Here is a 21,933-nt window from a genome sequence, read left to right as displayed (position 1 = left end):
ACCGGAACCGGTCAGACCGGAGGCGGGCGGCCCGGAACCGGTCAGGGGAGATCGCCGGTGACGAATGTGCCGGTCTCGTCGGTCATCCGCTCGTACTCCTCCAGCCGGGCCTGGGTACGCAGCGGCGCGGCGTCGGCCATGGCATCGACCAGGGCCATGGCCAGCGTGAGCGGCGCCGCGTGGGAGTCGAACACCAGCCGATCCCCCACCGGCGCGTCGAGCACCACCTCGGCGGGGAAGTCGGCTTTGTCGCAGATGACGGCGATCCGCAGCCCCAGCTTCTCGGCGTACTCCAGGGCGTGCATCACCTCGGCCGGATAGCGCGGCAGCACCACGGCGAGCAGCCATTCGGCGCCCGCCCGCCGCGCGGCGTGCAGCCCCTCGATCAGCTCGGAGCCGCCGTGCGTCAGCAGCCGCACTTCCGGATGGATCCGCCGCGCGTAGTAGGCGAAGGTGGTGGCCAGCCCGCAGGAGACCCGCAGTCCCAGCACCGGGAGCGGCTCAGTGGCGGCCAGCGACTCCCCCAGCTCCTTCAGGGGCAGGCCCGCCAGCCGCTCCCTGACTGCGGCCAGGTTACGGATCTCACTGTCGATGGCGCCCTGGAGCAGGCTCTCCTCCGGCGGCCCGCCCAGCACCAGCGGGCGCAGCGCCTGCCGCAGCTCCGGATAGCCGGCGAAGCCGAGCACCATGGCGAACCTCGTCACAGACGGTTGGCTCACCCCTGACCGCTCGGCCAGCTCGACGCTGGACAGGAAGATCGCCTCGTCGAGATGCTCGGACAGGTAGTGGGCGATCCGCCGCTGCACCGGAGAAAGTCGCCGCCCGTCGAGAAGCCCGGCCAGACCACTGTGGTATCCACCTGTCACAGCAGCTCCAACACTATCTGTCCGACTTCTCATCCCTCCCGCGCCAGGTGGATCCACCCGGCCGGCGGCTCGTTGCCGGGGAACAGCTCCAGGATGGCCCGGTTGTCGGGCCTTGCGGCGCTCGCCCGGCGCGAGCCCTGAATGAGCATATTCACCTATGTCACTCGCAGTACTAGCCCGGTTCACCCAGACAGGGCTGGGCCCGCCAAGGGACGGCACGTTCGGAAGACGGGACTAGCTCACCAGGAACTGGGTCGCGGCCAGTTCGCGGTAGAGGTCGTCCTGGCCCACCAGCTCGTCGTGGGTGCCCACCGCGCGCACCCCGCCCGCCTCCATGACCACGATGCGGTCCGCGTTGGTCACCGTCGACAGCCGGTGCGCGATGACGAGGACGGTCGTCTCGGCGGCCACCTCGGCGATGACCTCGCGCAGCCGGAGCTCGTTGACCGCGTCCAGCTGCGAGGTGGCCTCGTCGAGCAGGAGCAGCCTGGGCTTGCGCAGCAGCGCCCTGGCGATGGCCACCCGCTGCCGCTCGCCGCCCGACAGCAGCACGCCCCGGTGTCCGACGGCCGTGTCGAGTCCCTCGGGCAGCCTGGCGACCAGGTCGTCCAGGCGGGTGCGACTGATCGCGCGTCGCAGCTCCTCCTCGGTGGCGTCCTGGGCGGCGAAGAGCAGGTTCTCCTTGAGAGTGCCCGCCAGTACGGGCGCGTCCTGCTCGACATAGCCCAGCGTGGCCCGCAGCTCGGCGAGCGGCCAGTCGCGGATGTCCCGGCCGTCGACCGTGATCAATCCGTCCTGGTGCTCGTAGAACCGCTCCAGCAGGGCGAACACCGTCGACTTGCCCGCGCCCGACGGCCCGACGAGCGCGGTCAGCCCGCCGGGCGGCACCTCGAAGCTGACCCCGTCGTGCACGATCGGCCGGTCGTCCCCGTACCGGAACACCACGTCCTCGAACCGCACCCCGGCCGGCCGCGCCGCGAGGAGTGCCGGAACCGTGGCGCCGACGGGCTCGGCGGGCAGGTCCTCGATCTCCTTGATCCGCTTCATCGCCGCCAGGCCCTGCTGCAGCTGCACCATGCCCTCGACGATCTGCCCGATCGGCGCGACCAGGTAGAACAGGTAGAGCAGGAACGCGATCAGCGACGAGACCTCCAGCACGCCCGAGGCGACCCGCGCCCCGCCGACGGCCAGCACGCACAGGAAGGCGATCTGCACCGTCATCCAGGTCGCCACGCCGGCCAGCGAGGTCCACCCGGCCACCTGCAGCCCCCGGTCGCGAGCGCGCGTGGCGGCGCCGCCGACGACCGCGATCTCGCGCTCCTCCGCGCCGCTGGCCTTGACCGTCCGGTACGCCTGCAGCGCCCGGTCGAGCACGGCGCCCATCTCGCCGACGGCCTCCTGGGCCTGCTTCTGCGCCCGCTGGATCCTGGGCATCACCAGCCCGGTCAGCCCGCCGATCACCACCACCACAAGCAGAGTGACCAGCAGCAGCACGCCGTCCATGGTCGCCATCATGATGATCGCGCCGGCCAGCATGAACACCGCGCCGATCGAGTTCACGACCCCGTTGGTCAGTACGGCCCGCAACAGCGTCGTGTCACCGGTCACCCGCGACAGCAGGTCGCCGGGCTTGAGCCGGTCCACGTCGGCGACCTTGAGCCGGAACATCCGGTCGATGAGCCGGCGCCGCGCGCCCAGCACGATGCCCTCGCCGGTGCGCTCCATCAGGTACGTGCCCAGAGCCGACACCACCGCTCCGACCAGCACCGCCACGGTCAGCCCGAGCAACGGCCCGGCCATCGACCGGTCCTGGCCGAAGGCGTCCACCACGTACTTGGCCAGCAACGGCATCGCCAGGCCCGCCACCGAGCCGACCAGGCCGAGTAACCCCCCGAGCACCAGGATCTTCCTGTGCGGGCGCATGTAGGCGAGCAGCTCTCTGATCACCGTGTCTCCTCTCGCGACATATCCCGAAAACCCAACGAACGGCGGATCGCGATCCGCACCCGTCAACCTAAATTGACGACCAAAGTATGTCAACCTTCGTTGACGTCTCATTCTCGAGGAGGAGAAGACACATCCGTTCGCGGAGTTGCGACGAATACGCCGTCGAGGAACCCGGCCGGAACCTCTCGATCTCGATCAGCACTCTCGAAAGGACCGAACATGGAGCTCCGGATCAACCGGCGCGCTCTAGTCGGACTGGGCGTCGCGGCGGCGTTGACCGCCTCCTCGTTCGCCCTGCTCCGTACCGACTCCGGCGATGCTTCCTCGCACCGCGAGGCGCCGATGATCGCGGGGGACCCGCGTAACGACAACACCGACGTGTACGCGTTCGTCAGCCCCGACAAGGCCGACACGGTGACGCTGCTGGCCAACTGGATCCCGTTCCAGGAGCCGCAGGGCGGCCCGAACTTCTACACGTTCGACACCAAGTCCCGCTACAACATCAAGATCGACAACGACGGCGACGCCAAGCCCGACATCGTCTACCAGTGGACCTTCCGCGATGAGGACCGGCGCGGCAACGCCACGTTCCTGTACAACAACGGGCCCGTCACCTCGCTCCACGACGAGAACCTGCTCTTCCGCCAGCACTACACGCTCAGGCGGATCACCGAGGGCGGCACCAGGACGCTCATCTCGGACGGCATCGTCGCGCCGAGCAACGTCGGCCCCGCCTCGATGCCCGACTACGGCACGCTGCGCGCCCAGTCACTGAAGAGCCTCCCGAACGGCGGCAAGGCCTACGCCGGCCAGTCCGACGAGGCGTTCTTCCTGGACCTGCGCGTCTTCGACCTGCTCTACGGCGGCAACCTGTCCGAGGTCGGCCAGGACACCACCAAGGGCTACAACGTGAGCACCCTGGCCGTCCAGGTGCCCGCCCACGACCTGGCTCTCCGGGGCGACGCCCGGCGCAACCCGGTGGTCGGCATCTGGTCCACCACGGACAAGTGGCGCCCGAACGGCTACGTCCAGGTCTCCCGCCTGGGCAACCCGCTGGTCAACGAGGTCGTGATGCCGGCCGGTCTGAAGGACGCGTTCAACTCGCTGCCCCCGGTCAAGGACGCCGGAATCCCGGCCGTGGTCAAGCGCGTCACCGACCCCGAGGTGGCCAGGCTGCTGGAGGGCATCTACGGCATCAAGGCGCCGGCGACCCCGCGTGGCGACCTGGTCGAGATCTTCCTGACCGGCATCGCCAAGGGCAACGGGCCGATCAAGGCCGACCTGAACTCGCAGACCCTCAACAAGGACGCCGGCCGGCTGCGGCCCGCCGAGATGCTGCGGCTCAACATGGCGGTCCCGCCGTCCAAGGACCCCAACCGGCTCGGCGTGCTGGCCGGTGACCTGGCGGGCTTCCCGAACGGCCGCCGCCTGTCCGACGACGTCGTGGACATCTCGCTGCAGGCCGTGGCGGGCGCCGCGCTGTCCGGCAAGCTCGTCCCGGGTCTGACGGACAAGGTCGACAAGAACGACAAGCCCATCCTGGACTCGTTCCCGTACATCCCGCTGCCCAGCAACGTGGCGGTGAACCAGCGGTGAGCCCCGACCGGTCGGCCTCCTCTCCGGGCCGGCCGGTCCCTCCGCGGCGGGCCCGTCTCCCAAACTCCCGCCGCGCCCCCGGCCGGCCGGCCTTGTCCCCCGTCAGGGCCGGCCGGCCCTCGACCCGTCCGCGCCGACCCCTTCCGATCTCCGGAGCCTTGGATGCGATCCCTCGCCCTTGCCGGTGGCCTCGTCGTGGCCGGCGCGCTGGCCGTCACGGCCTACGCCGTCTACGCCCCGCCGGCGACCTCTACTGGAACCACGCAGGCCGTGACCTTCACGGAGACGCTGCAGGCCCGCCTGAAGCGCCTGCCCGGCGACTACCGCGGCTGGGCCCAGCTCGGCCTGGAGTACGTCGACCAGGCCAGGGTCACCGGCGATCCGTCGTACTACACCAAGGCCCAAGGCGCCCTGGCCACCGCCGCCCGGCTGAACCCGGCCGATGACGCGGTCCTGACCGGCCAGGCGGCGCTCGCCGCCGGCCGCCACGAGTTCTCCGACGCGGTACGTCTGGCGCAGCGGGCCATCGGCGTCAACCCCTACAGCGCGGTGGCGCACGGGGTGCTGGCCGACGCGAAGACGCAGCTCGGCGACCTGAACGGGGCCTCGAAGGCCGTGGACAGGATGATGGGGCTGCGTCCCGGCGTGGCGTCGTTCGCCCGCGCCTCCTACGCGGCCGAGCTGCGGGGCGACCGGACGGGGGCGCGCAAGTTCCTGGAGTACGCCCAGAACGACGCCTACGCCCCGGCGGACGTCGCCTACACCCGTTACTACCTGGGCGAACTGGCCCTGCATTCGGGCGACCTGGCCGCGGCCGGCGGCTGGTACGCGAAGGCGCTCCAGGCTTACCCCGCCTACACCCCCGCGCTCGCCGGACAGGCCAGGGTCGCGGCGCTCGGCGGGCGGACGGCCGAGGCCCTCGATCTCTACCAGCGGGTGGTCGAGCGGCTGCCGCTGTCGCAGTACCTGATCGAGCAGGGCGAGACCCGGATCAAGGCGGGCCTGAAACCGGACTGGACCCTGCTGGAGGCCCAGCGGAAGCTGTTGCGGGCCGCGGGGGTGCGGGACGACCTCACCTGGGCCGAGTTCGAGGCCGATCACGGCGACCCGGCGCTGGCCGTACGGCATGCCAGGACCGAGTACGCGCGCAATCCCAACCTCGTCGCCGCCGACGCGCTCGGCTGGGCCCTGTTCAAGGCGGGCAAGCCGCGCGAGGCCCTGCCGTACGCGAAGAAGGCCACCTCGACCGGCTGGCGCAACCCGCTGCTCGGCTACCACCGCGCCCGGATCGAGCGCGCGCTCGGCAAGCCCGCGCGCGTGCCTCCGGGCTTCGATCCGTCCCTGCCCGCACTGGCGAGGTTCTCATGAGGGTGCTCCGGCTCGGCCTGCTGTCCGTCGTCGCGGGCCTGGTGTTGTCGACGTGCGCCTCGGCGCTGTTCGTGGCGGCGGCGCGGGCGGAGACGGTGGCCCGGCATCCGCTCGGGAACTTCACCGTCAACCACTACAACGGGCTGCGCCTGCGGCCCGACCGGGTGGAGAACGAGGCGGTCGTGGACGCGGCGGAACTGCCGACACTCCAGGCGAAACCGGGCGTGGACGGCTCGTACGCGGCCAGGACCTGCGCCACGCTGGCCGCCGCCCAGCGACTCACCGTCCGGGGTACGGCGGTGCCGTGGCGAGTGTCGCGTTCGGCGTTCGCCTACGCGCCGGGGCAGGGCGGTCTGCAGACCAGCCGCCTGACCTGCGGGCTGGTCGCCGAGGCCCGGGTGTCGGGCGCGGTGTCCTTCACCGACGCGTTCGAGCAGGAACGGATCGGCTGGCGCGAGATCACCGCCGTCGGCGATGGGGTACGGCTGACCCAGTCGTCCGTGCCGGCGGTCAGCGTGAGTAACGAGCTGCGCAAATACCCGGAGGACCTGCTGACCGACCCGCTCGACCAGCGCACCGCCGCCGTCACCGTCGGCGGCGCCGCCTCCGCCCTGTCCGGCGGCGGCTCCCCCGGCTCCGGCGGTACGCCTTCCGGGCTCGGCACGATCAGCGTCGGTGGACCGATCGGGGACGCGCTGGCGGCGCTGGACCGGACGTTCACCGGCCTGGTCGGCGCCGACTCGCTCACCGTGCCGCTCGGGCTGCTGGCCGTGGCGCTGGCGATGCTCCTCGGGGCCGGGCACGCGCTGATCCCCGGACACGGCAAGACGATCATGGCCGCGTACCTGGCCGGGCGGCGCGGACGACCGCGTGACGCACTGGTCGTGGGGGCCACGGTGACGGCCACGCACACGGTCGGGGTGCTGGTGGTGGGCCTGCTGCTGAGCGCGTTCACGGCGCTGGCCGGGGAGGCGGTGCTGGGGTGGCTGGGGGTGGCCAGCGGCGTGCTGATCGCCTTCATCGGCCTGCGCCTGCTCCTGTCCACCCGCCGTGCCACTGGTCACGGGCACGGCCATGGGCACGGTCACGGTCACGGCCATGCGCACGAGCACGGCCATGGGCATGGGCATGGGCATGGGCATGGGCACGAGGGCTCGACGCGGGCCGGGCTGCTGGGGATGGGGGTGGCGGGCGGCCTGGTGCCGAGCCCGTCGGCGCTCATCGTGCTGCTGGGGGCGATCGCGCTGGGTCGTACCTGGTTCGGGGTGGCCCTGGTCACGGCGTACGGCCTCGGCATGGCGGCGACGCTCACCGTGACGGGCCTGCTGCTGGTCAAGCTCGTCGACCGCCTCGAACGGCGCGCCTCACGGGGGCGGGGCCTCGCCGCCCGGCTGTCCACCCTGGCACCGCTGGGCACGGCCGGCATGGTGATGCTGCTGGGCGCGGGCCTGGCCCTCCGCTCGGCCATCGCGCTCTAGCCCGCCCCAAGGACCACCGCACCCTGGCTCGCCCCAGGGCCGCCGACGCTCTGGCTCGCCTCGGGGCCGCCACGCTCTAGCTCGCCCCGGCGCCGCCGCGCTGCCGGATGAGCGTGTCCATGCCGTCCAGGATCCGGGCGAGGCCGAAGGAGTAGTCGAAGCGCCGCTCCGGCTCGGCGGTGTCCGCCGGATAGTCGAAGGCGCCCGCGTCGACCGCCGTACGCAGGGCCGGAAAGCGCCGCGCGTCGACGAGGTCGCCGAGCAGCGCGCTGTAGGCGGCGATCGACTCCCCCGAGGCGGCGGGGCCGAGATGCGCGCTCATCCGCGCGGTGGTGAGCATGTAGTTGGCGATCAGCAGGACCACGCCCGCTTTGTCGCTTTCGGGGAGCCCGGTGTCGCGCAGCGCGCTCAGGGCGCGATCGGTCCACGCCAGCTGGTTGGGCGTGATCGGCGGTCCTGTGACGGGCAGATCCACGATCCAGGTATGGGCGCGCAGCATCACCCACTGCGCCGCGCACCAGCGCTCCAGGCCGACCCGCCAGTCGTCGCAGGGCTCGTCGAGCTCGGCGGGCACGGCCGCGACCGTGTCCAGCATCAGCAGCAGCAGCTCATTCTTGCTCTTGACGTGCCGGTAGAGCGACATCGTGGTGAAGCCCAGCCGCTCGGCGACCCTGGCCATCGACACGGCGTCAAGGCCGCCGGCGTCGGCCAGCTCGACCGCCGCGCGGGCGATGCGCGGCGGGCTGAGCCCCTGCCTGGGTTCAGGCGCCGGCTCGTCGAGTCTTCCCCAGAGCAGGTCGAGCCCCGGCGGCAGCTTGTCGTTCATGGTCCTCACCTTCGCGCATCGCCCTCGCCTTTCGCGACGTCCGTCCGGCACCGACGCCGACGCCGACGAGCTGGGCCGCACGCTTGCGCTCCCGCCAAGTGTATGCCATACACTCAGTGTATGACATACACAGCATTGATCATCGGCGGTGGGATAGCGGGCTCGTTATGCGCGGTCGCCCTGCGCAAGGTGGGGATCACGCCGGTCGTCTATGAGGCGTACGACCGGACCGCGGACCACACAGGCGCCTTCCTGACGCTCGCGGTGAACGCGCTCGACGCCTTGCGCGCCCTCGACTTCGACCTCGGCGACGTCGGCTTCGACACGCCGCTCATCGTGTTCACCAACGGCTCCGGAAGGCGGCTCGGCGAGCTGCCGTACGGCACCACCCTGCTGGACGGCATGGTCAGCCGGACCGTCAAGCGGGCCGACCTCTACCGCGCCTTCCGCGAACGGGTCGTCCGGTCCGGCGTACACATCGAGTACGGCAAGCGGCTCGTCGACGCCGAGAGCACCGGCGACGGGGTGCTGGCGAGGTTCGCCGACGGCACCTCGGTCCGCGGCGACCTGCTCATCGGCGCGGACGGCCTGCGGTCACGTACCCGCGAGATCATCGACCCGCACGCGCCGGACGCGCGCTACGGCGGGCTGCTCAACACGGGCGGCTACGCCCGCGGCGTCTCCACCGGCTGCGAGCCGGGCACGATGAACGCGATCTTCGGCAAGCGCTGCTTCTTCACCCACACGACGCATCCGAGCGGCGAGGTGTGGTGGGCGGCGAATCCGGCCCAGGCCGCCGAGCCCACCCCCGCAGAACTGGCCGCGATCACCCCCGAACAGTGGCGGTCCCGGCTGATCGACCTGTTCCGGCACGATCGCGGGCCCGCCGCGGACATCATCGCGGCGACCGGCGAGATCTTCGCGGGCTGGAGCACCTACGACGTGCCGACCGTACCGAAGTGGCACGACGACCGGATGGTCATCATCGGCGACGCGGCCCACGCGACCGCCCCCTCGATCGGGCAGGGCGCGGCCATGGCCATCGAGGACACCGTCGTGCTGGCCAAGTGCCTGCGGGACAGCCCGGACATCGCCGCCGCGTTCGCCGCCTACGAACGGCTACGGCGCGAGCGCGTGGAACGCGTCGTCGCGCAGGGCAATCGCACCGGCGGCTGGAAGACGCTCGGTCCCGTCGCCCGGGTGCCGCGTGACCTGATCATGAGCCTGGCCATGAAACAGATGGCCCGCACCGGCAACGACCCGAGCCGCTGGATCTACGAACACCACATCGACTGGGACAAACCACTCCAAGAGGTGCCCTCCGAAGCCCGTTGAGCGTCTCGACCACTTCTTACCGAGGATCGGTGGGCAGGTCGGCGCTTCAGGGCTGCCGCACCCCCGTCTCGGTGGCCGCCGCATAGCCGGCGAGCATGGCGAACGCGACGTCACGTGCGGCGTCGTCGCAGCCGACAACCCCAGCGTGACCAAAGCGTGGACCGACGCCGGGTTCAAGAACGCGGTCATCGCTCATGGCGTCGGCCTGGGCCTCGCGTCGGCCTTGTCCAAGAGGCGGACGCGGGGGTAGCCGTAGACGCTGCGTATCTTGTTGCCGCAGTTGGTGAGGGTCACGGTCTGGACGCGGAGCCCCATGGCGGCGTTCGGCTCCTCGGCGGTCAATGACGTCCCCGAGCCGGGGCAGGACGGCGTGGGGGGAGGGGACCACGACGTCGGCCGCGGTGCAGTCATGGTGTGGTGCGGGCCGACCGGCGCGGCGCCTGGCCCGTCTACGCCGCAGCCGGCGAGGAAGAGCGCAAAAAGGGAGAACGCCCGGACGGCGGACATGACGGTCATCGACCCCATCTTGCCGGACCGCCGAGGAAAGAACCGCCGGGTGGGATGGCGATCGTTGCCGTTCGACGCCGACCACCTTGGCGATGCCCTCTCTGTCAGATTCCCCGGTTCTCCATCTTCAGGCTCCGTCAGTGGTGTTCCAGTCCAGGATTCCGGGTCCGCGGAAAAACTGCCGCACCTCGTCGGCCCGGCCGCCACTCAGCCGCAGGGCGAGGGCAAGACTCGTGACGATAGCAAGCGGCCCAAGGGTTCGCTTCCGCTAGAGACACCGCGCGAGGTGGTGGACGAGCCGGCCACGAAAGGGCTGAACACTCCGCCGCCGCTGACATGGGAATCCTCCCCGACTGTCACTGGATCAGCACAAGCGGCGAACGACAGCCGGCTCGCTGGTATTCGCGCAGTCTCTCATGAAGCCCCTTAGGGAGATAGCTTTGATCTGATGGAGACTTTCAGCGAACACCCGTCGAGTCCAAGTACTGGCAACGAACCATCTCCATGGGAAGGGCGAGGCCGCTCGCTGTGGCTTCGCGTCGTCATCGGTTTGGTATGTGTTGCGCTGGTGGCGGCCGTGCCCATATATGTGCACCAGCAAGATTTGCTGGTCTCTCAAGCACGGGCGATTGCCCTCGACGGCGTCAAACAACGCGATCACGATTGGTATGCCGCAAAGCTATTAGGCTACGTTGCCGTGGGGATCCACTCGGATGATTACACTAAATCTGCACTTGCGGATACGCTCGCCATAGAGCGTCGTGGCCTATTTCCGGGCAGTGCGACCATTGTCGATGTCGCGTTGGCTGCCGACGGCAGAACGGCGCTTATCTCTGACGCCCAGGAGGGCTACGGAATTTGGCACCTCCAGGGAAAGGGTCCTGAGTCAGGCAGAGAGAATCTTCAGGCCACCAGAACGGGCACCCTTGGTGCTGGGTCTGGGCCGATAGCCCTGTCCTCGGATGGGCGGAGGGCGGTAACAGGCGAAGACGTGAGCGGCGGCATCGATGTGTGGGATCTGGGCGATCCTGATAGGCCGTCCAGGACGCCCGTGCGTAAAGGTGACTACCGCGAACAGCTTCTCGAGTTGTCGTTGACCGCTGACGGCACGACCCTGTTCGCAGGGTTCGAGGACGGTTCCATTGAGATCTGGAATCTGGGTGCCGGACGGAAGCCAAGGCAGCTGGCGCGCAGGCATGAACATGCGTCTGGAGTTCGTATTTTATCCGGGACATCAGATGGTAAAACGCTGCTTACTGTCAGCGATGATTCTGCAATTTTCTGGTCCATGACTGATCCGAGCCGGCCCACCAAGATTGCGGAGCTCAAAAGCGCGACTCTCGAGCCGGAGGTGCGCCAATGGAGCAGTGGCGCGCTTAGCGCAGATGGCAAGAGGGCGATAATCGGACGAGGAGTGTGGGATACGACCAATCCGCAGTCGCCAACTCATCTGGGTGATTTGTCTATTATCCCCGAACGGGCGACTCCGGTGGCAATCTCCTATGACGGATCTATTGCTTTCACAGTGCATGATGAGCCAGGCGGTCCGGCGACTTCTGACCCAGTTATCGTGTGGGGACTGAAGGACGGCTACCGCCCGGTCAGCTTGGCAACGCTCAGAACGCCCGAGTCCGAGAGCTGGCAGGTGGCCATGAGCAAGGACGGAAGAACATTAGCCGTGGGGACGAGAACGGGAGGTGCCTATTCGTGGCTACTGCCCAACCTGCGCAAGGGTTTCATGGAGGACGCTTGTAGAGAGTCTCCACCCCTTCCGCCCGTGCCGGGTTTTTGGGAGTCCGTAAGTACCGAGTCACCTCCCGACGTACTGGGCAAGAGGCCGTTTGCCATATGTCCTCTTGGCGGCAGGTCAGGGAAGTGAGCCTGTCGCTCAGTAAAGCGGCAGAATCGGGAGATGAATGAGCCGGTAAAGGCCAGCTTGCGGTAGTTGAGCCTGTTGTGCCCTTCGGGAAGTTGCCGACCGCCGTCGCCGCTGGGCCCGCTGCATTGCTGCAGCGGGCCTCAGCACCGGCCATGCCCGTTTCCGAGCAACCGGCTCAAGCAAGCTCCGTGGGCTCGCGGGCTGCCAGAAGTGCTGGCCGGTGTCGGCGGTCGGCCGACGGTGGCAGTGGGTGTGGATCAGGCGTGAGGCGGCGGGTTTGTCCGGCTTGCCGTTGCCCGCATCAGCGGTGATCGCGTGTTTGCGGATCGCGGTGCGGGTTACCTTGAGCCACGGTTCCCACTGGCTGGGGGTTTGCGGCTCGCTACGGCGCGAGCGCGTGGAACGCGTCGTAGCGCAGGGCAATCGCACCGGCGGCTGGAAGACGCTCGGTCCCGTCGCCCGGGTGCCGCACGACCTGATCATGAGCCTGGCCATGAAACAGATGGCCCGCACCGGCAACGACCCCAGCCGGTGGATCTACGAACACCACATCGACTGGAACGAACCCCTCCACAGCGCGGGCTAGAGCTGCCGACGTCCGCGCCGGGTGGAGGGCAGGTCGTGCCGCCCCGAGACGAACTCCTGGACCGCGATCTTGGCCCTGATCACCGGCCGGCGCCACCGTTCCTCCCGGTGCGCGGCCGTGGCCAGCCTCCGCGGGCGCCGCTTCTGGTAGAACAGGTGGGCCCACGGAGACCCGGGTCTGGCCAGCCGCACCGCGCCCACCAGCAGCAGTACGGGCACGAACAGACCCACTATCCCGGTCCAGATCTTGCCCTTCAACAGGGTGATCACGGCGAGCACCATGTTCGCCACGAGCAGCGCACCCGGGTTGACCGGGGTCCCGTAGTCGAACGACAGCGGCCGGAGCCCGGTGAGCAGCAGCCCCGTCATCGCGACCGCGATGAACACCGCGTCGACCGAGGTGCGGCCCTCTTCCTCCCAGTACACGTCGTGCAGGTGCAGGATCAGCGCGAACTCGTCCAGCACCAGCGCCGATCCGATCCCGAAGACGGCGGCCGCCGCGGCGTAGGCCACCTGCGACGCCGAGGACACGATCAGCCCGCTGACCCCGCCGACCAGCATGAGCACGACCCCGAACACCACGTGGTGGATGTGCATCTCGCCCACGTTGACGTTGCGGAACCAGCCGACCTTCGCCCTGATCAGCCGCACGTTGACGCGGGTGGCCACGAAGGCCCCGATGAGCGCGACGAAGAAACAGAACAGCGGCAGCCGTCCCGTGTCGACAATGCTCAGCTCGAACCAGTTCCCCATGACCTTGAAAACGATGCTACGAGGCCAATCGTCATCCCTTGACCATTTGGACCGGGAAACGGACTCAAGACAGGAACGCGCGCAGCAGCGCCGCCGTGCCCTCCAGGTGCTCCGCCACTGCTCGGCGGGCCCCTTCCGGGTCGCCCGCCAGAATGGCCGCCACGATCGCCTCGTGCTGGCGGGCGGAGTGGTCGAGGTTCACCTGGAGCATCGGGATGGCGTTGAGGAGGTCACTGACCCGCAGGCGCGCGTCGGCGCAGGCGGTGGCGAGCAGGGCGGAGCCGGTCAGCTCGGCGATCGAGAGGTGGAAGGCCGTGTCCAGCCGCCGGTAGTCCCCGATGCCCGCCTTGTTGAGTGCCGCGAGCCGGCCGCGCAGGAGGGAGCGCTGGTCGTCGGTCAGCGTGGCCGCCGCCAGCACCGCCGCCGCGCCGCATTCGACCGCCATGCGGAAGGTCAGCGCGTCGGTGAGGTCGGCCGTGCCCATGTCGGCCACGACCCTGCGCAGGTCGCCGCTCTCCGGCGGGGGCGGGGCGTAGGTGACGAACGCGCCGCCGTACCGGCCGCGCCGTACGTCGAGGTAACCGGCATCTTGGAGCGCCCGGATCGCCTCGCGCAGCGTCACCCGGCTGATGCCGAGCTGAACGGCCAGTTCACGCTCCGGGGGCAGTTTCCGGCCCGGCGCGACCACGCCGAGCTTGATCGCCTGGAGCAGCCGTTCTACCGTCTCCTCGAAGGCGTTTCCTGCCCTGACCGGCCGTAACACCGTCATCAACCGCGCCGAGTCGTCCAACGTGTCCTCAGGTCTTGACAAGCGATCCCCATATGCACATCAATGGTCTAAGAGTAGCCCAATTAGCGGGAAAGCGAGCGAACTTCTGTGAGCGAGCGAGGTCTTCCACAGCCCGGAGCGCTGTCCGTCGACGAGTTGCGTGACGAGGTGGCCGCCGGACGGGTCGACACCGTGCTGCTCGCCATCGCCGACATGCAGGGCAGGTTGCAGGGCAAGCGGCTGTCGGCGCGCTATTTCCTGAACGAGGTGCTGGGGCACGGCTCCGAAGGCTGCAACTACCTGCTCGCCGTGGACGTGGACATGAACACGGTCGACGGCTACGCGATGTCGTCGTGGGAGCGCGGCTACGGCGATTTCGTGATGAAGCCCGACATTTCCACGTTGCGGTGGGTTCCGTGGCAGGAGGGCACCGTCATGCTCATGGCGGACCTGACCTGGGAGAACGGCGACGACGTGACCGCCTCGCCGCGGCAGATCCTGCGCGCGCAGCTCGCCCGGCTCGCCGACCGCGGCCTGGCCGCCTTCGTGGGCACCGAGCTGGAGTTCATCGTGTACGAGGACAGCTACGAGGACGCGTGGAAGCGCGCGTACCGCGACATGTCCCCCGCGAACCTCTACAACGTCGACTACTCCCTCCTCGGTACGGCCCGCATCGAACCCCTCCTTCGCCGGATAAGGCGGGACATGGAGGGAGCTGGGCTGTACGTCGAGTCCGCCAAGGGCGAGTGCAACCTGGGCCAGCACGAGATCGCCTTCCGCTACGACGAGGCGCTGAAGACCTGCGACAACCATTCCATCTACAAGAACGGCGCCAAGGAGATCGCGGCTCAGGAGGGCAAGTCGATCACCTTCATGGCCAAGCCGAACCAGCGCGAGGGCAACTCCTGCCACATCCACATCTCGTTGCGGAGCGTGGACGGCGACCCGGTGATGGCGGGCGACGGCCCCCACGGGCTGTCCGAGCTCGGCGCCCGCTTCATCGCCGGGCAGCTGGCCCACATGCGCGAGCTCACCCTCTTCTACGCCCCGAACATCAACTCCTACAAGCGCTACGTCCCCGGCAGCTTCGCCCCCACGGCCGTCAAGTGGGGCGTGGACAACCGCACCTGCTCGCTCCGGCTCGTCGGCCACGGGGAATCGCTGCGCATCGAGAACCGGGTGCCGGGCGGTGACGTGAACCCCTACCTCGCGGTGTCGGCGCTGATCGCGGCCGGGCTGCGCGGCATCGACGAGGAGCTGCCGCTGGAGGACGCGTTCGGGGGCAATGCCTACGACTCCGGCGCCGAGACCGTGCCCCACACGTTGCGGGACGCGCTGGCGCTGTTCGAGGGGTCGAAGCTGGCGCGGGAGACGTTCGGCGACGACGTGGTGGCGCACTATGCGAACAACGCCCGGATCGAGCTGGCCGCCTTCGACGCGGCTGTCACGGACTGGGAGCTGTTCCGGGGTTTCGAGCGGATGTGAGCACGATGCAGATCATCAATCCGGCGACGGAGGAAATCCTCGCCGACGTGGAGCTGGCCGACGCGGCCGAGGTCGACCGGGCCGTGGAGCGTGCCAGGCGGGCCTACCAGGGTTGGCGCGACGTGTCGCCCGGCGACCGGGCGCGGCTGCTGCGCCGCTTCGCCGACCTGGTGGACGAGCACCGGGAGGAGCTGGCCCTGCTGGAGCTCACGAACTCCGGCCACCCGATCGGCAACGCCCGCTGGGAGGCGGGCGCGGTACGCGACGTGCTGCACTTCTACGCCGGCGCCCCCGAGCGCAACCACGGCAAGCAGATCCCGGTGCCCGGTGGCGTGGACATCACCTTCCAGGAGCCGCTGGGCGTGGTGGGCGTGATCGTGCCCTGGAACTTCCCGATGCTCATCATGAGCTGGGGCGTCGCCCCGGCCCTGGCCGCGGGCAACACGGTGATCGTCAAGCCCGCCGAATGGACCCCGCTGACCGCGCTGAGGCTGGCCGAGCTGGCCCTCGCCGCGGGCCTCCCCGAGGGGGTGCTCCAGGTGCTGCCTGGGGCAGGGGAGGTCGCGGGGGCCCGCCTGGTCGAGCATCCGCAGGTGGCCAAGATCGTGTTCACCGGCTCGACCGAGGTGGGCAAGGAGATCGCCGCCAAGGCAGCAACCCAGGTAAAGCGGATAACCCTCGAACTAGGCGGCAAATCCGCAAATATCGTGTTTGCGGACTCGGATCTGGAAAAAGCGGCGAAAACGGCGCCGTATGCCGTCTTCGATAACTCTGGGCAGGACTGCTGCGCCCGATCCAGGATCCTGGTGCAGGCGGAGGTCTACGACGCGTTCCTGGAGCTGCTGCTGCCGGCCGTACAGAATGTCAGGGTCGGCGACCCGCTCGACGAGAGCACCGAGATGGGCCCCCTGATTAGCGCCGAACATCTGGAACGGGTGCGCGGCTTTATCGACGGCCCGTCGTACTGGCAGGGCGACTGTCCGCAGGGCAAGGGGTTCTGGTTCCCGCCGACGGTCCTGACGCCGGCGCTCACCGACCGGGCGTTCACCGAGGAGATCTTCGGGCCGGTGGTGTCGGTGGTGCCGTTCGCGGACGAGGCGGAGGCGGTGCGGATCGCCAACGACACGCCGTACGGCCTGAGCGGCTCCATCTGGACCCGCGACGTCGGCCGGGCGCTGCGCGTCGCGCGGGCCGTGGAGGCGGGCGCGCTGTCGGTGAACTCGCACTCCTCGGTCCGCCACTGGACGCCGTTCGGCGGCTTCAAGGAGTCCGGCCTCGGCCGGGAGCTGGGCCCGGACGCCCTCATGGCGTTCACCGAGACCAAGAACGTCTTCATCTCAACGGAGTGACACACATGCAGCGTTTGCACAACCGCGTCGCCGTGATCACCGGCGCGGGCGGCGGCATCGGCCTGGCCACCGCGCGGCGGTTCGCCGAAGAGGGCGCCAAGGTGGTCTGCGCCGACGTCGACGAGGAGGCGGGCACCAAGGCCGCCTCCGAGGTGGGCGGGCTCTTCGTCAAGGTCGATGTGACCAGCGAGGACGACGTCGTCCGGATGTTCCGGACGGCGTACGACACCTATGGCTCCGTCGACATCGCCTTCAACAACGCGGGCATCTCGCCGCCCGAGGACGACTCGATCCTGGAGACCGGCATCGAGGCGTGGCGGCGGGTGCAGGAGGTGAACCTGACGAGCGTCTACCTGTGCTGCAAGCACGCGATCCCGTACATGCAACGGCAGGGCAAGGGCTCGATCATCAACACCGCGTCGTTCGTGGCGGTGATGGGGTCGGCGACGTCGCAGATCTCGTACACGGCCTCGAAGGGCGGGGTGCTCGCGATGTCGCGCGAGCTCGGCGTCCAGTTCGCGCGCGAGGGGATCCGGGTGAACGCGCTGTGCCCGGGGCCGGTCAACACGCCGCTGCTGAAGGAGCTGTTCGCGAAGGACCCGGAGCGGGCCGCGCGGCGCCTGGTGCACGTGCCGGTGGGGCGCTTCGCCGAGGCGTCGGAGATCGCGGCGGCGGTGGCGTTCCTGGCCAGCGACGACGCCTCCTTCATCACGGGCTCGGAGTTCCTCGTCGACGGCGGCATCTCGGGCGCGTACGTCACGCCTCTTTAGGAAGGACCTTTAGGAAGGGAACTTTAGGAAGGGAAGTTGTGGAGCGACCCGTCATCGGGATCACGTCCTATGTCGAGCCTGCCCGCTACACCGTGTGGGAGCTGCCGGTCGCCCTGCTGCCGTACATGTACGTGGAGCACGTGGTCCGGGCCGGCGGGCAGCCGGTGATCCTGCCGCCCGCCGGGTCGCCCGCCCGGCTGGTGGCGCGGTTGGACGGGTTGATCCTGGCCGGTGGTGGTGATGTCTCGCCCGAGCGGTACGGCCAGGAGCCACACGACCAGACCGGCTACATCCGGAAATTTCGGGACACGGCGGAGTTCGCGGTGATCGAGGCGGCTCTTGAGGCCGACCTGCCCTATCTCGGGATATGTCGGGGCATGCAGGTGCTCAACGTCGCGCTCGGCGGGACCCTGCACCAGCATCTGCCCGATGTGGTGGGACACACCGGGCACTCCCCCGCCCCCGGCGAGTTCGGCCACCTGCCCGTCCGGCCCGTCGCGGGGACTCTCGTCGGCAAGGCGCTCGGGGCCGAGCCGGTGGCCGTGCCGCACTACCACCACCAGGCCATCGACCGGCTCGCGCCCGGCCTGACCGTGTCCGCCGTGGCCGACGACGGCACGATCGAGGCGGTGGAGCTGGACTCCCGGACGTTCGCCATGGCCGTGCAGTGGCATCCGGAGGCGGCGAAGGACTGCGCGCTGTTCGAGGCGCTCGTCGCCGCCTGCTGAGCCGCCCCCGGTACAGCCCTTTTGGCCCCAAGCGGCCAGATCCGCACGCGACAACTCCCCCATAACAGCACTAGGCTTGCGGACATCACCGTCGAAACCGTGCGGGAGAGCGTCCTGGCATCCGGCCAGGTCCCCTGAAGGAGCAAGCCCTCCCCGCGAACCTCTCAAGGCAAAGGACCGCACGGACGAGGTGTCCTCTGGAAAGCAGGCCTGGCGGCCTCGCCGAAGGTGAAAGTCCGGCAAATTACGGGCGAAGCTCTCAGGCACCCATGACAGAGGGGGAGGATGTCTGGCATCCGATCCTGCCCTGAGGTGCGCATATGTCACGTCCTACACCGCTCCGAGAGGTCCACGAGAGCCTCGGCGCGACATTGACCGATTTCGCCGGGTGGCTGATGCCGCTCCGCTACGGCAGCGAGTCCGCCGAGCACAACGCCGTGCGCCAGGCGGCCGGGCTGTTCGATCTCTCCCACATGGGCGAGATCTTCGTGACCGGGCCTCAGGCGGGTCAGGCACTCGACTACGCGCTGGTGGGACACCTGTCGGCGCTCGCGCCCGGCCGGGCCCGCTACACCATGATCGTGAACGAGCATGGCGGGGTGCTGGACGACCTGATCGTCTACCGGCTCGGGGACGAGGAGTTCATGGTGGTGGCTAACGCCTCCAACTATGAAAAAGTCGGGGAAGAGCTGAAAAATCGCGCCAAGTCGTACAACGCGGTGGTCGAGGATCGCTCGGAGCAGTACGCGCTGATCGCCGTGCAGGGGCCGCGCGCGCAGGAGATCCTCGCCACGCTCACCGACGCCGACCTCGCCGGGCTGAAGTACTACGCGGGCCTGCCCGGTCTGGTCGACGGGCGGCAGGCGCTCATCGCGCGCACCGGCTACACGGGTGAGGACGGGTTCGAGCTGTTCGTGGCCAACCAGGACGCCGTCCCGCTCTGGCACGCGCTGACCGAGGCCGGCCGGCCGTACGGGCTGCGGGCGGCGGGTCTGTCCAGCCGTGACACGCTCAGGCTCGAAGCGGGCATGCCGCTGTACGGCAACGAGCTCGGCGTCGAGCTGACCCCGTTCGACGCGGGGCTGGGCAGAGTGGTGAAATTCGACAAGCCGGGCGACTTCGTCGGCAGGTCGGCGCTGGAGGCGGTCAAGGACACGCCGCCGCGGCGCCGGCTCGTCGGACTGGTCGCGCGGGGTCGCCGGGTGCCGCGCCACGGATACCCGGTGACCAAGGACGGCGCCGTCGTCGGCGAGGTCACCAGCGGGGCACCCTCCCAGACCCTGGGTAAGCCCATCGCCATGGCCTACGTCGACAATGGGGCCGACGCAGGTCTGGCCGTGGACATCCGGGGCAGCCATGAACCTATGGACCTCATTGAGCTGCCCTTTTACAGGAGGAACAAGTGAGCAACATCCCAGACGACCTGAGCTACACCAAGGAGCACGAGTGGGTGGCCGGGCTCGACGACGGCATCACCGTGACCATCGGCATCACGGCCTACGCGGCCGAGGCGCTGGGTGATGTCGTCTTCGTGCAGCTTCCGGAGGTCGGCTCGACCGTCGAGGCGGGCGACTCCGTGGGTGAGGTCGAGTCGACCAAGTCGGTGAGCGAGATCTACACCCCCGTCGGCGGCGAGATCGTCGAGGTCAACCAGGCCGTCGTGGACGATCCGTCGCTGGCCAACAGCGACTCCTACGGCGACGGCTGGATGTTCCGCGTGCGCGTGGAAGGCGACCCCGAGGACCTGCTCACCGCCGAGGAGTATTCGGCGCTCACCTCAGGCGAGTCCTGACCCACCCGCCGGGGTCCTGCCGGACCCCGGCCCTTCTGAAGGGCGCCCATCAATGGCGATCAGCGTCTTCGACCTGTTCAAGATCGGCATCGGCCCGTCGAGCTCGCACACCGGCGGTCCCATGGCCGCCGCGCACAAGTTCGCGCGCGGTCTGCACGACGACGACCTGCTCGCGCGTACGGCCCGCGTCGAGGCGATCCTGTACGGCTCGCTCGGCCTGACCGGCAAGGGCCACGGCAGCGACAAGGCCGTCCTGCTGGGGCTGTCGGGCGAGAAGCCCGAACTCGTCGACGTGGACTCCATCGACGCGCGCCTGGCCGCGATGCGCGAGTCCGGCACGGTCCGGCTCTACGGCACGCACGAGATCCCCTTCGTCGTGGGCGAGGACCTCGTCTTCGAGCGCAAGATCTCCCTGCCCGAGCACCCGAACGGCATGCGCTTCACCGCCTTCTCCGCATCGGGCGAGAAGCTGCGCGAGAAGGTCTACTTCTCGGTCGGCGGCGGCTTCGTGGTGGACGAGCAGGCCACCGGCGCCGACCGCATCAAGCCTGACGACACCGTTCTGCCCTACCCCTTCACGACCGGGGACGAGCTGCTCAAGCACTGCTCCAACACGGGTCTGTCCATCTCCGCGCTGATGCTGGAGAACGAGCAGGCGTTCGGCCGCTCCGCCGCCGAGATCCGCGCGCGGATCCTGCACCTGTGGCAGGTCATGTGCGAGTGCGTCGAACGCGGCATCGCCAAGGAGGGCGTGCTGCCGGGCGGTCTCAAGGTCAAGCGCCGCGCGAACCGCCTCCACCGCCGCCTGCAGACCGAGTCGCCGAAGACCGACCCGCTGCACGCCATGGACTGGGTGTCGCTGTTCGCGCTGGCGGTCAACGAGGAGAACGCCGCGGGCGGCCGCATCGTCACCGCTCCCACGAACGGCGCCGCGGGCATCATCCCCGCCGTTCTGACCTACTACTCCCGCTTCATCCCGCACGCCGACGACGACGGCATCGTCCGCTTCTTCCTCACCGCGGCGGCGATCGGCGTCCTGTTCAAGGAGAACGCCTCGATCTCGGGCGCCGAGGTCGGCTGCCAGGGCGAGGTCGGCTCGGCCTGCTCCATGGCCGCCGCGGGCCTCACAGAGGTCCTGGGCGGCACGCCCGAGCAGGTGGAGAACGCGGCGGAGATCGGCATCGAGCACAACCTGGGCCTGACCTGCGACCCGATCGGCGGTCTGGTCCAGATCCCGTGCATCGAGCGCAACGCCGTGGCCTCCATCAAGGCCATCGCCGCGGCCCGCATCGCCCTGCGCGGCGACGGCCGGCACTTCGTCGCCCTGGACAAGGCCATCAAGACGATGCGCGACACCGGCAAGGACATGCTCGACAAGTACAAGGAGACCTCGCGCGGGGGCCTGGCCGTCAACGTGATCGAGTGCTGACATTCGGCACCTGAGAACGTCGCAGAGAGCAGGTAGCGTGAGAGCATGACGGCACATCACCGCGACGAGGTCATCACCGTCCCTCGTGACGAATATGAGGCGCTCAAGGCCGAGGTCAGGCGGCTGCGCCGAGAGCTGGGACGCCAGCAGGCCTTGCTAGCCATCATGGACAACGCCGCCAACCCAGGCCGGCTGCGAACGTTCACGCGCGACGAGCTGGCCGCCGAGTGGGGCGTCAGTGGCTGACCGGCGTATCGCCTTCCCTGAGCGTGCGTGGGAACAGATCGAGGCCCTGCCAGAAGTGCTGCGGAGACCCGTTCAGCTCGCCATTTTCACCCTCCTGGACGAGCCACGACCTACGCTCGCCGACCCATGGACGGCGTCCCAGACGCCTACGAGCTGAATCTCGTCCGCGACGATGTAACCATCTGGTACACGGTTACCTTGCACGAAGGTGCGGAAGTGATCACT

The 21,933-nt window shown here is 69.2% G+C and carries 21 protein-coding genes and 1 riboswitch; of the genes, 14 read left to right on the top strand and 7 right to left on the bottom strand.

Annotated elements, in window-relative coordinates; genetic code table 11:
• Nucleotides 1-41: 41 nt before the first annotated feature.
• The gene (locus AB0C30_RS13235) at nt 42-866 is read right to left on the bottom strand and encodes a MurR/RpiR family transcriptional regulator (RefSeq protein ID WP_357942852.1); all 825 of its coding nucleotides are present in this window, start codon (nt 864-866) and stop codon (nt 42-44) included.
• A 234-nt stretch (nt 867-1,100) separates the two neighbouring features.
• On the bottom strand, nt 1,101-2,813 hold the full coding sequence (locus AB0C30_RS13230; RefSeq protein ID WP_357942850.1) for an ABC transporter ATP-binding protein: 1,713 nt from the start codon (nt 2,811-2,813) through the stop codon (nt 1,101-1,103).
• 219 nt (nt 2,814-3,032) lie between these two features.
• Here AB0C30_RS13230 and AB0C30_RS13225 point away from each other — a divergent pair, with 219 nt between their 5' ends.
• The 3 genes from AB0C30_RS13225 to AB0C30_RS13215 all read left to right on the top strand — a co-directional run bounded on the left by AB0C30_RS13225 (nt 3,033) and on the right by AB0C30_RS13215 (nt 7,255).
• On the top strand, nt 3,033-4,409 hold the full coding sequence (locus tag AB0C30_RS13225) for a DUF4331 domain-containing protein (RefSeq protein ID WP_357942849.1): 1,377 nt from the start codon (nt 3,033-3,035) through the stop codon (nt 4,407-4,409).
• Between the two features lie 162 nt (nt 4,410-4,571).
• Nucleotides 4,572-5,777: a hypothetical protein gene (locus AB0C30_RS13220; RefSeq protein WP_357942847.1), complete on the top strand. Its 1,206-nt coding sequence runs from the start codon at nt 4,572-4,574 to the stop codon at nt 5,775-5,777.
• Nucleotides 5,774-7,255, top strand: coding sequence for a High-affinity nickel-transporter (locus AB0C30_RS13215; protein ID WP_357942845.1), 1,482 nt, complete (start codon nt 5,774-5,776; stop codon nt 7,253-7,255). Before AB0C30_RS13220 ends, AB0C30_RS13215 begins: the two co-directional genes overlap by 4 nt.
• A 76-nt stretch (nt 7,256-7,331) precedes the next feature.
• Here AB0C30_RS13215 and AB0C30_RS13210 read toward each other — a convergent pair whose 3' ends face one another.
• Complete coding sequence (locus tag AB0C30_RS13210) at nt 7,332-8,081, bottom strand: TetR/AcrR family transcriptional regulator (RefSeq protein ID WP_357942843.1); 750 nt, start codon at nt 8,079-8,081, stop codon at nt 7,332-7,334.
• Between the two features lie 120 nt (nt 8,082-8,201).
• Between AB0C30_RS13210 and AB0C30_RS13205 the strand changes: the two genes are divergently transcribed.
• Nucleotides 8,202-9,416, top strand: coding sequence for an FAD-dependent monooxygenase (locus AB0C30_RS13205; RefSeq protein ID WP_357942841.1), 1,215 nt, complete (start codon nt 8,202-8,204; stop codon nt 9,414-9,416).
• A 46-nt stretch (nt 9,417-9,462) separates the two neighbouring features.
• Here AB0C30_RS13205 and AB0C30_RS13200 read toward each other — a convergent pair whose 3' ends face one another.
• Nucleotides 9,463-9,612: a hypothetical protein gene (locus tag AB0C30_RS13200; protein WP_357942839.1), complete on the bottom strand. Its 150-nt coding sequence runs from the start codon at nt 9,610-9,612 to the stop codon at nt 9,463-9,465.
• Nucleotides 9,609-9,827: a DUF4232 domain-containing protein gene (locus tag AB0C30_RS13195; RefSeq protein WP_357943112.1), complete on the bottom strand. Its 219-nt coding sequence runs from the start codon at nt 9,825-9,827 to the stop codon at nt 9,609-9,611. The genes AB0C30_RS13200 and AB0C30_RS13195 overlap by 4 nt, the downstream gene beginning before the upstream one ends.
• A 544-nt stretch (nt 9,828-10,371) precedes the next feature.
• Here AB0C30_RS13195 and AB0C30_RS13190 point away from each other — a divergent pair.
• Both AB0C30_RS13190 and AB0C30_RS13185 read left to right on the top strand, forming a co-directional pair.
• Nucleotides 10,372-11,802 (top strand): WD40 repeat domain-containing protein, encoded by a 1,431-nt coding sequence (locus AB0C30_RS13190; protein WP_357942836.1) that lies wholly within the window; start codon nt 10,372-10,374, stop codon nt 11,800-11,802.
• A gap of 397 nt (nt 11,803-12,199) precedes the next feature.
• Nucleotides 12,200-12,388, top strand: a complete 189-nt coding sequence (locus tag AB0C30_RS13185) for a hypothetical protein (protein WP_357942834.1) — start codon at nt 12,200-12,202, stop codon at nt 12,386-12,388.
• Here the strand turns inward: AB0C30_RS13185 and AB0C30_RS13180 are convergent.
• Both AB0C30_RS13180 and AB0C30_RS13175 read right to left on the bottom strand, forming a co-directional pair.
• A complete protein-coding gene (locus tag AB0C30_RS13180) occupies nt 12,385-13,140 on the bottom strand; it encodes a hypothetical protein (RefSeq protein ID WP_357942831.1) in 756 nt (251 codons plus the stop codon). The two genes, AB0C30_RS13185 and AB0C30_RS13180, sit on opposite strands and share 4 nt — an antisense overlap.
• A 64-nt stretch (nt 13,141-13,204) precedes the next feature.
• Complete coding sequence (locus AB0C30_RS13175; protein WP_357943110.1) at nt 13,205-13,909, bottom strand: FCD domain-containing protein; 705 nt, start codon at nt 13,907-13,909, stop codon at nt 13,205-13,207.
• 108 nt (nt 13,910-14,017) lie between these two features.
• On the opposite strand from AB0C30_RS13175, the gene AB0C30_RS13170 reads away from it, so the two are divergent.
• The 8 genes from AB0C30_RS13170 (at nt 14,018) to AB0C30_RS13135 (ending at nt 21,708) form a co-directional block, all read left to right on the top strand.
• Nucleotides 14,018-15,394, top strand: a complete 1,377-nt coding sequence (locus AB0C30_RS13170; RefSeq protein WP_357942829.1) for a glutamine synthetase family protein — start codon at nt 14,018-14,020, stop codon at nt 15,392-15,394.
• Nucleotides 15,395-15,399: 5 nt separating this feature from the next.
• Nucleotides 15,400-16,743, top strand: coding sequence for an aldehyde dehydrogenase family protein (locus tag AB0C30_RS13165; protein WP_357942827.1), 1,344 nt, complete (start codon nt 15,400-15,402; stop codon nt 16,741-16,743).
• A gap of 5 nt (nt 16,744-16,748) precedes the next feature.
• Nucleotides 16,749-17,513 carry a 3-oxoacyl-ACP reductase gene (locus AB0C30_RS13160; protein WP_357942825.1) on the top strand — a complete coding sequence of 255 codons (765 nt, stop codon included), beginning with the start codon at nt 16,749-16,751 and terminating at the stop codon, nt 17,511-17,513.
• Between the two features lie 38 nt (nt 17,514-17,551).
• Nucleotides 17,552-18,241 (top strand): gamma-glutamyl-gamma-aminobutyrate hydrolase family protein, encoded by a 690-nt coding sequence (locus tag AB0C30_RS13155; protein ID WP_357942824.1) that lies wholly within the window; start codon nt 17,552-17,554, stop codon nt 18,239-18,241.
• Between the two features lie 92 nt (nt 18,242-18,333).
• A riboswitch (glycine riboswitch) is annotated at nt 18,334-18,431 on the top strand.
• 130 nt (nt 18,432-18,561) lie between these two features.
• A complete protein-coding gene (gene gcvT / locus AB0C30_RS13150) occupies nt 18,562-19,647 on the top strand; it encodes a glycine cleavage system aminomethyltransferase GcvT (protein ID WP_357942822.1) in 1,086 nt (361 codons plus the stop codon).
• Nucleotides 19,644-20,033 (top strand): glycine cleavage system protein GcvH, encoded by a 390-nt coding sequence (gene gcvH / locus AB0C30_RS13145; RefSeq protein WP_357942820.1) that lies wholly within the window; start codon nt 19,644-19,646, stop codon nt 20,031-20,033. The genes gcvT and gcvH overlap by 4 nt, the downstream gene beginning before the upstream one ends.
• A 52-nt stretch (nt 20,034-20,085) precedes the next feature.
• Entirely contained in the window at nt 20,086-21,462 is a 1,377-nt protein-coding gene (locus AB0C30_RS13140) for an L-serine ammonia-lyase (RefSeq protein WP_357942818.1), read from the top strand.
• A 45-nt stretch (nt 21,463-21,507) separates the two neighbouring features.
• The gene (locus AB0C30_RS13135; protein ID WP_357942817.1) at nt 21,508-21,708 is read left to right on the top strand and encodes a hypothetical protein; all 201 of its coding nucleotides are present in this window, start codon (nt 21,508-21,510) and stop codon (nt 21,706-21,708) included.
• The last annotated feature ends 225 nt before the right edge of the window (nt 21,709-21,933 follow it).

Source organism: Nonomuraea sp. NPDC048901, from assembly GCF_040649695.1.
GTDB lineage: Bacteria > Actinomycetota > Actinomycetes > Streptosporangiales > Streptosporangiaceae > Nonomuraea.
The sequence above is the reverse complement of the archived record's forward strand: the minus strand, read 5'-3'. Positions and strand labels throughout refer to the sequence as shown.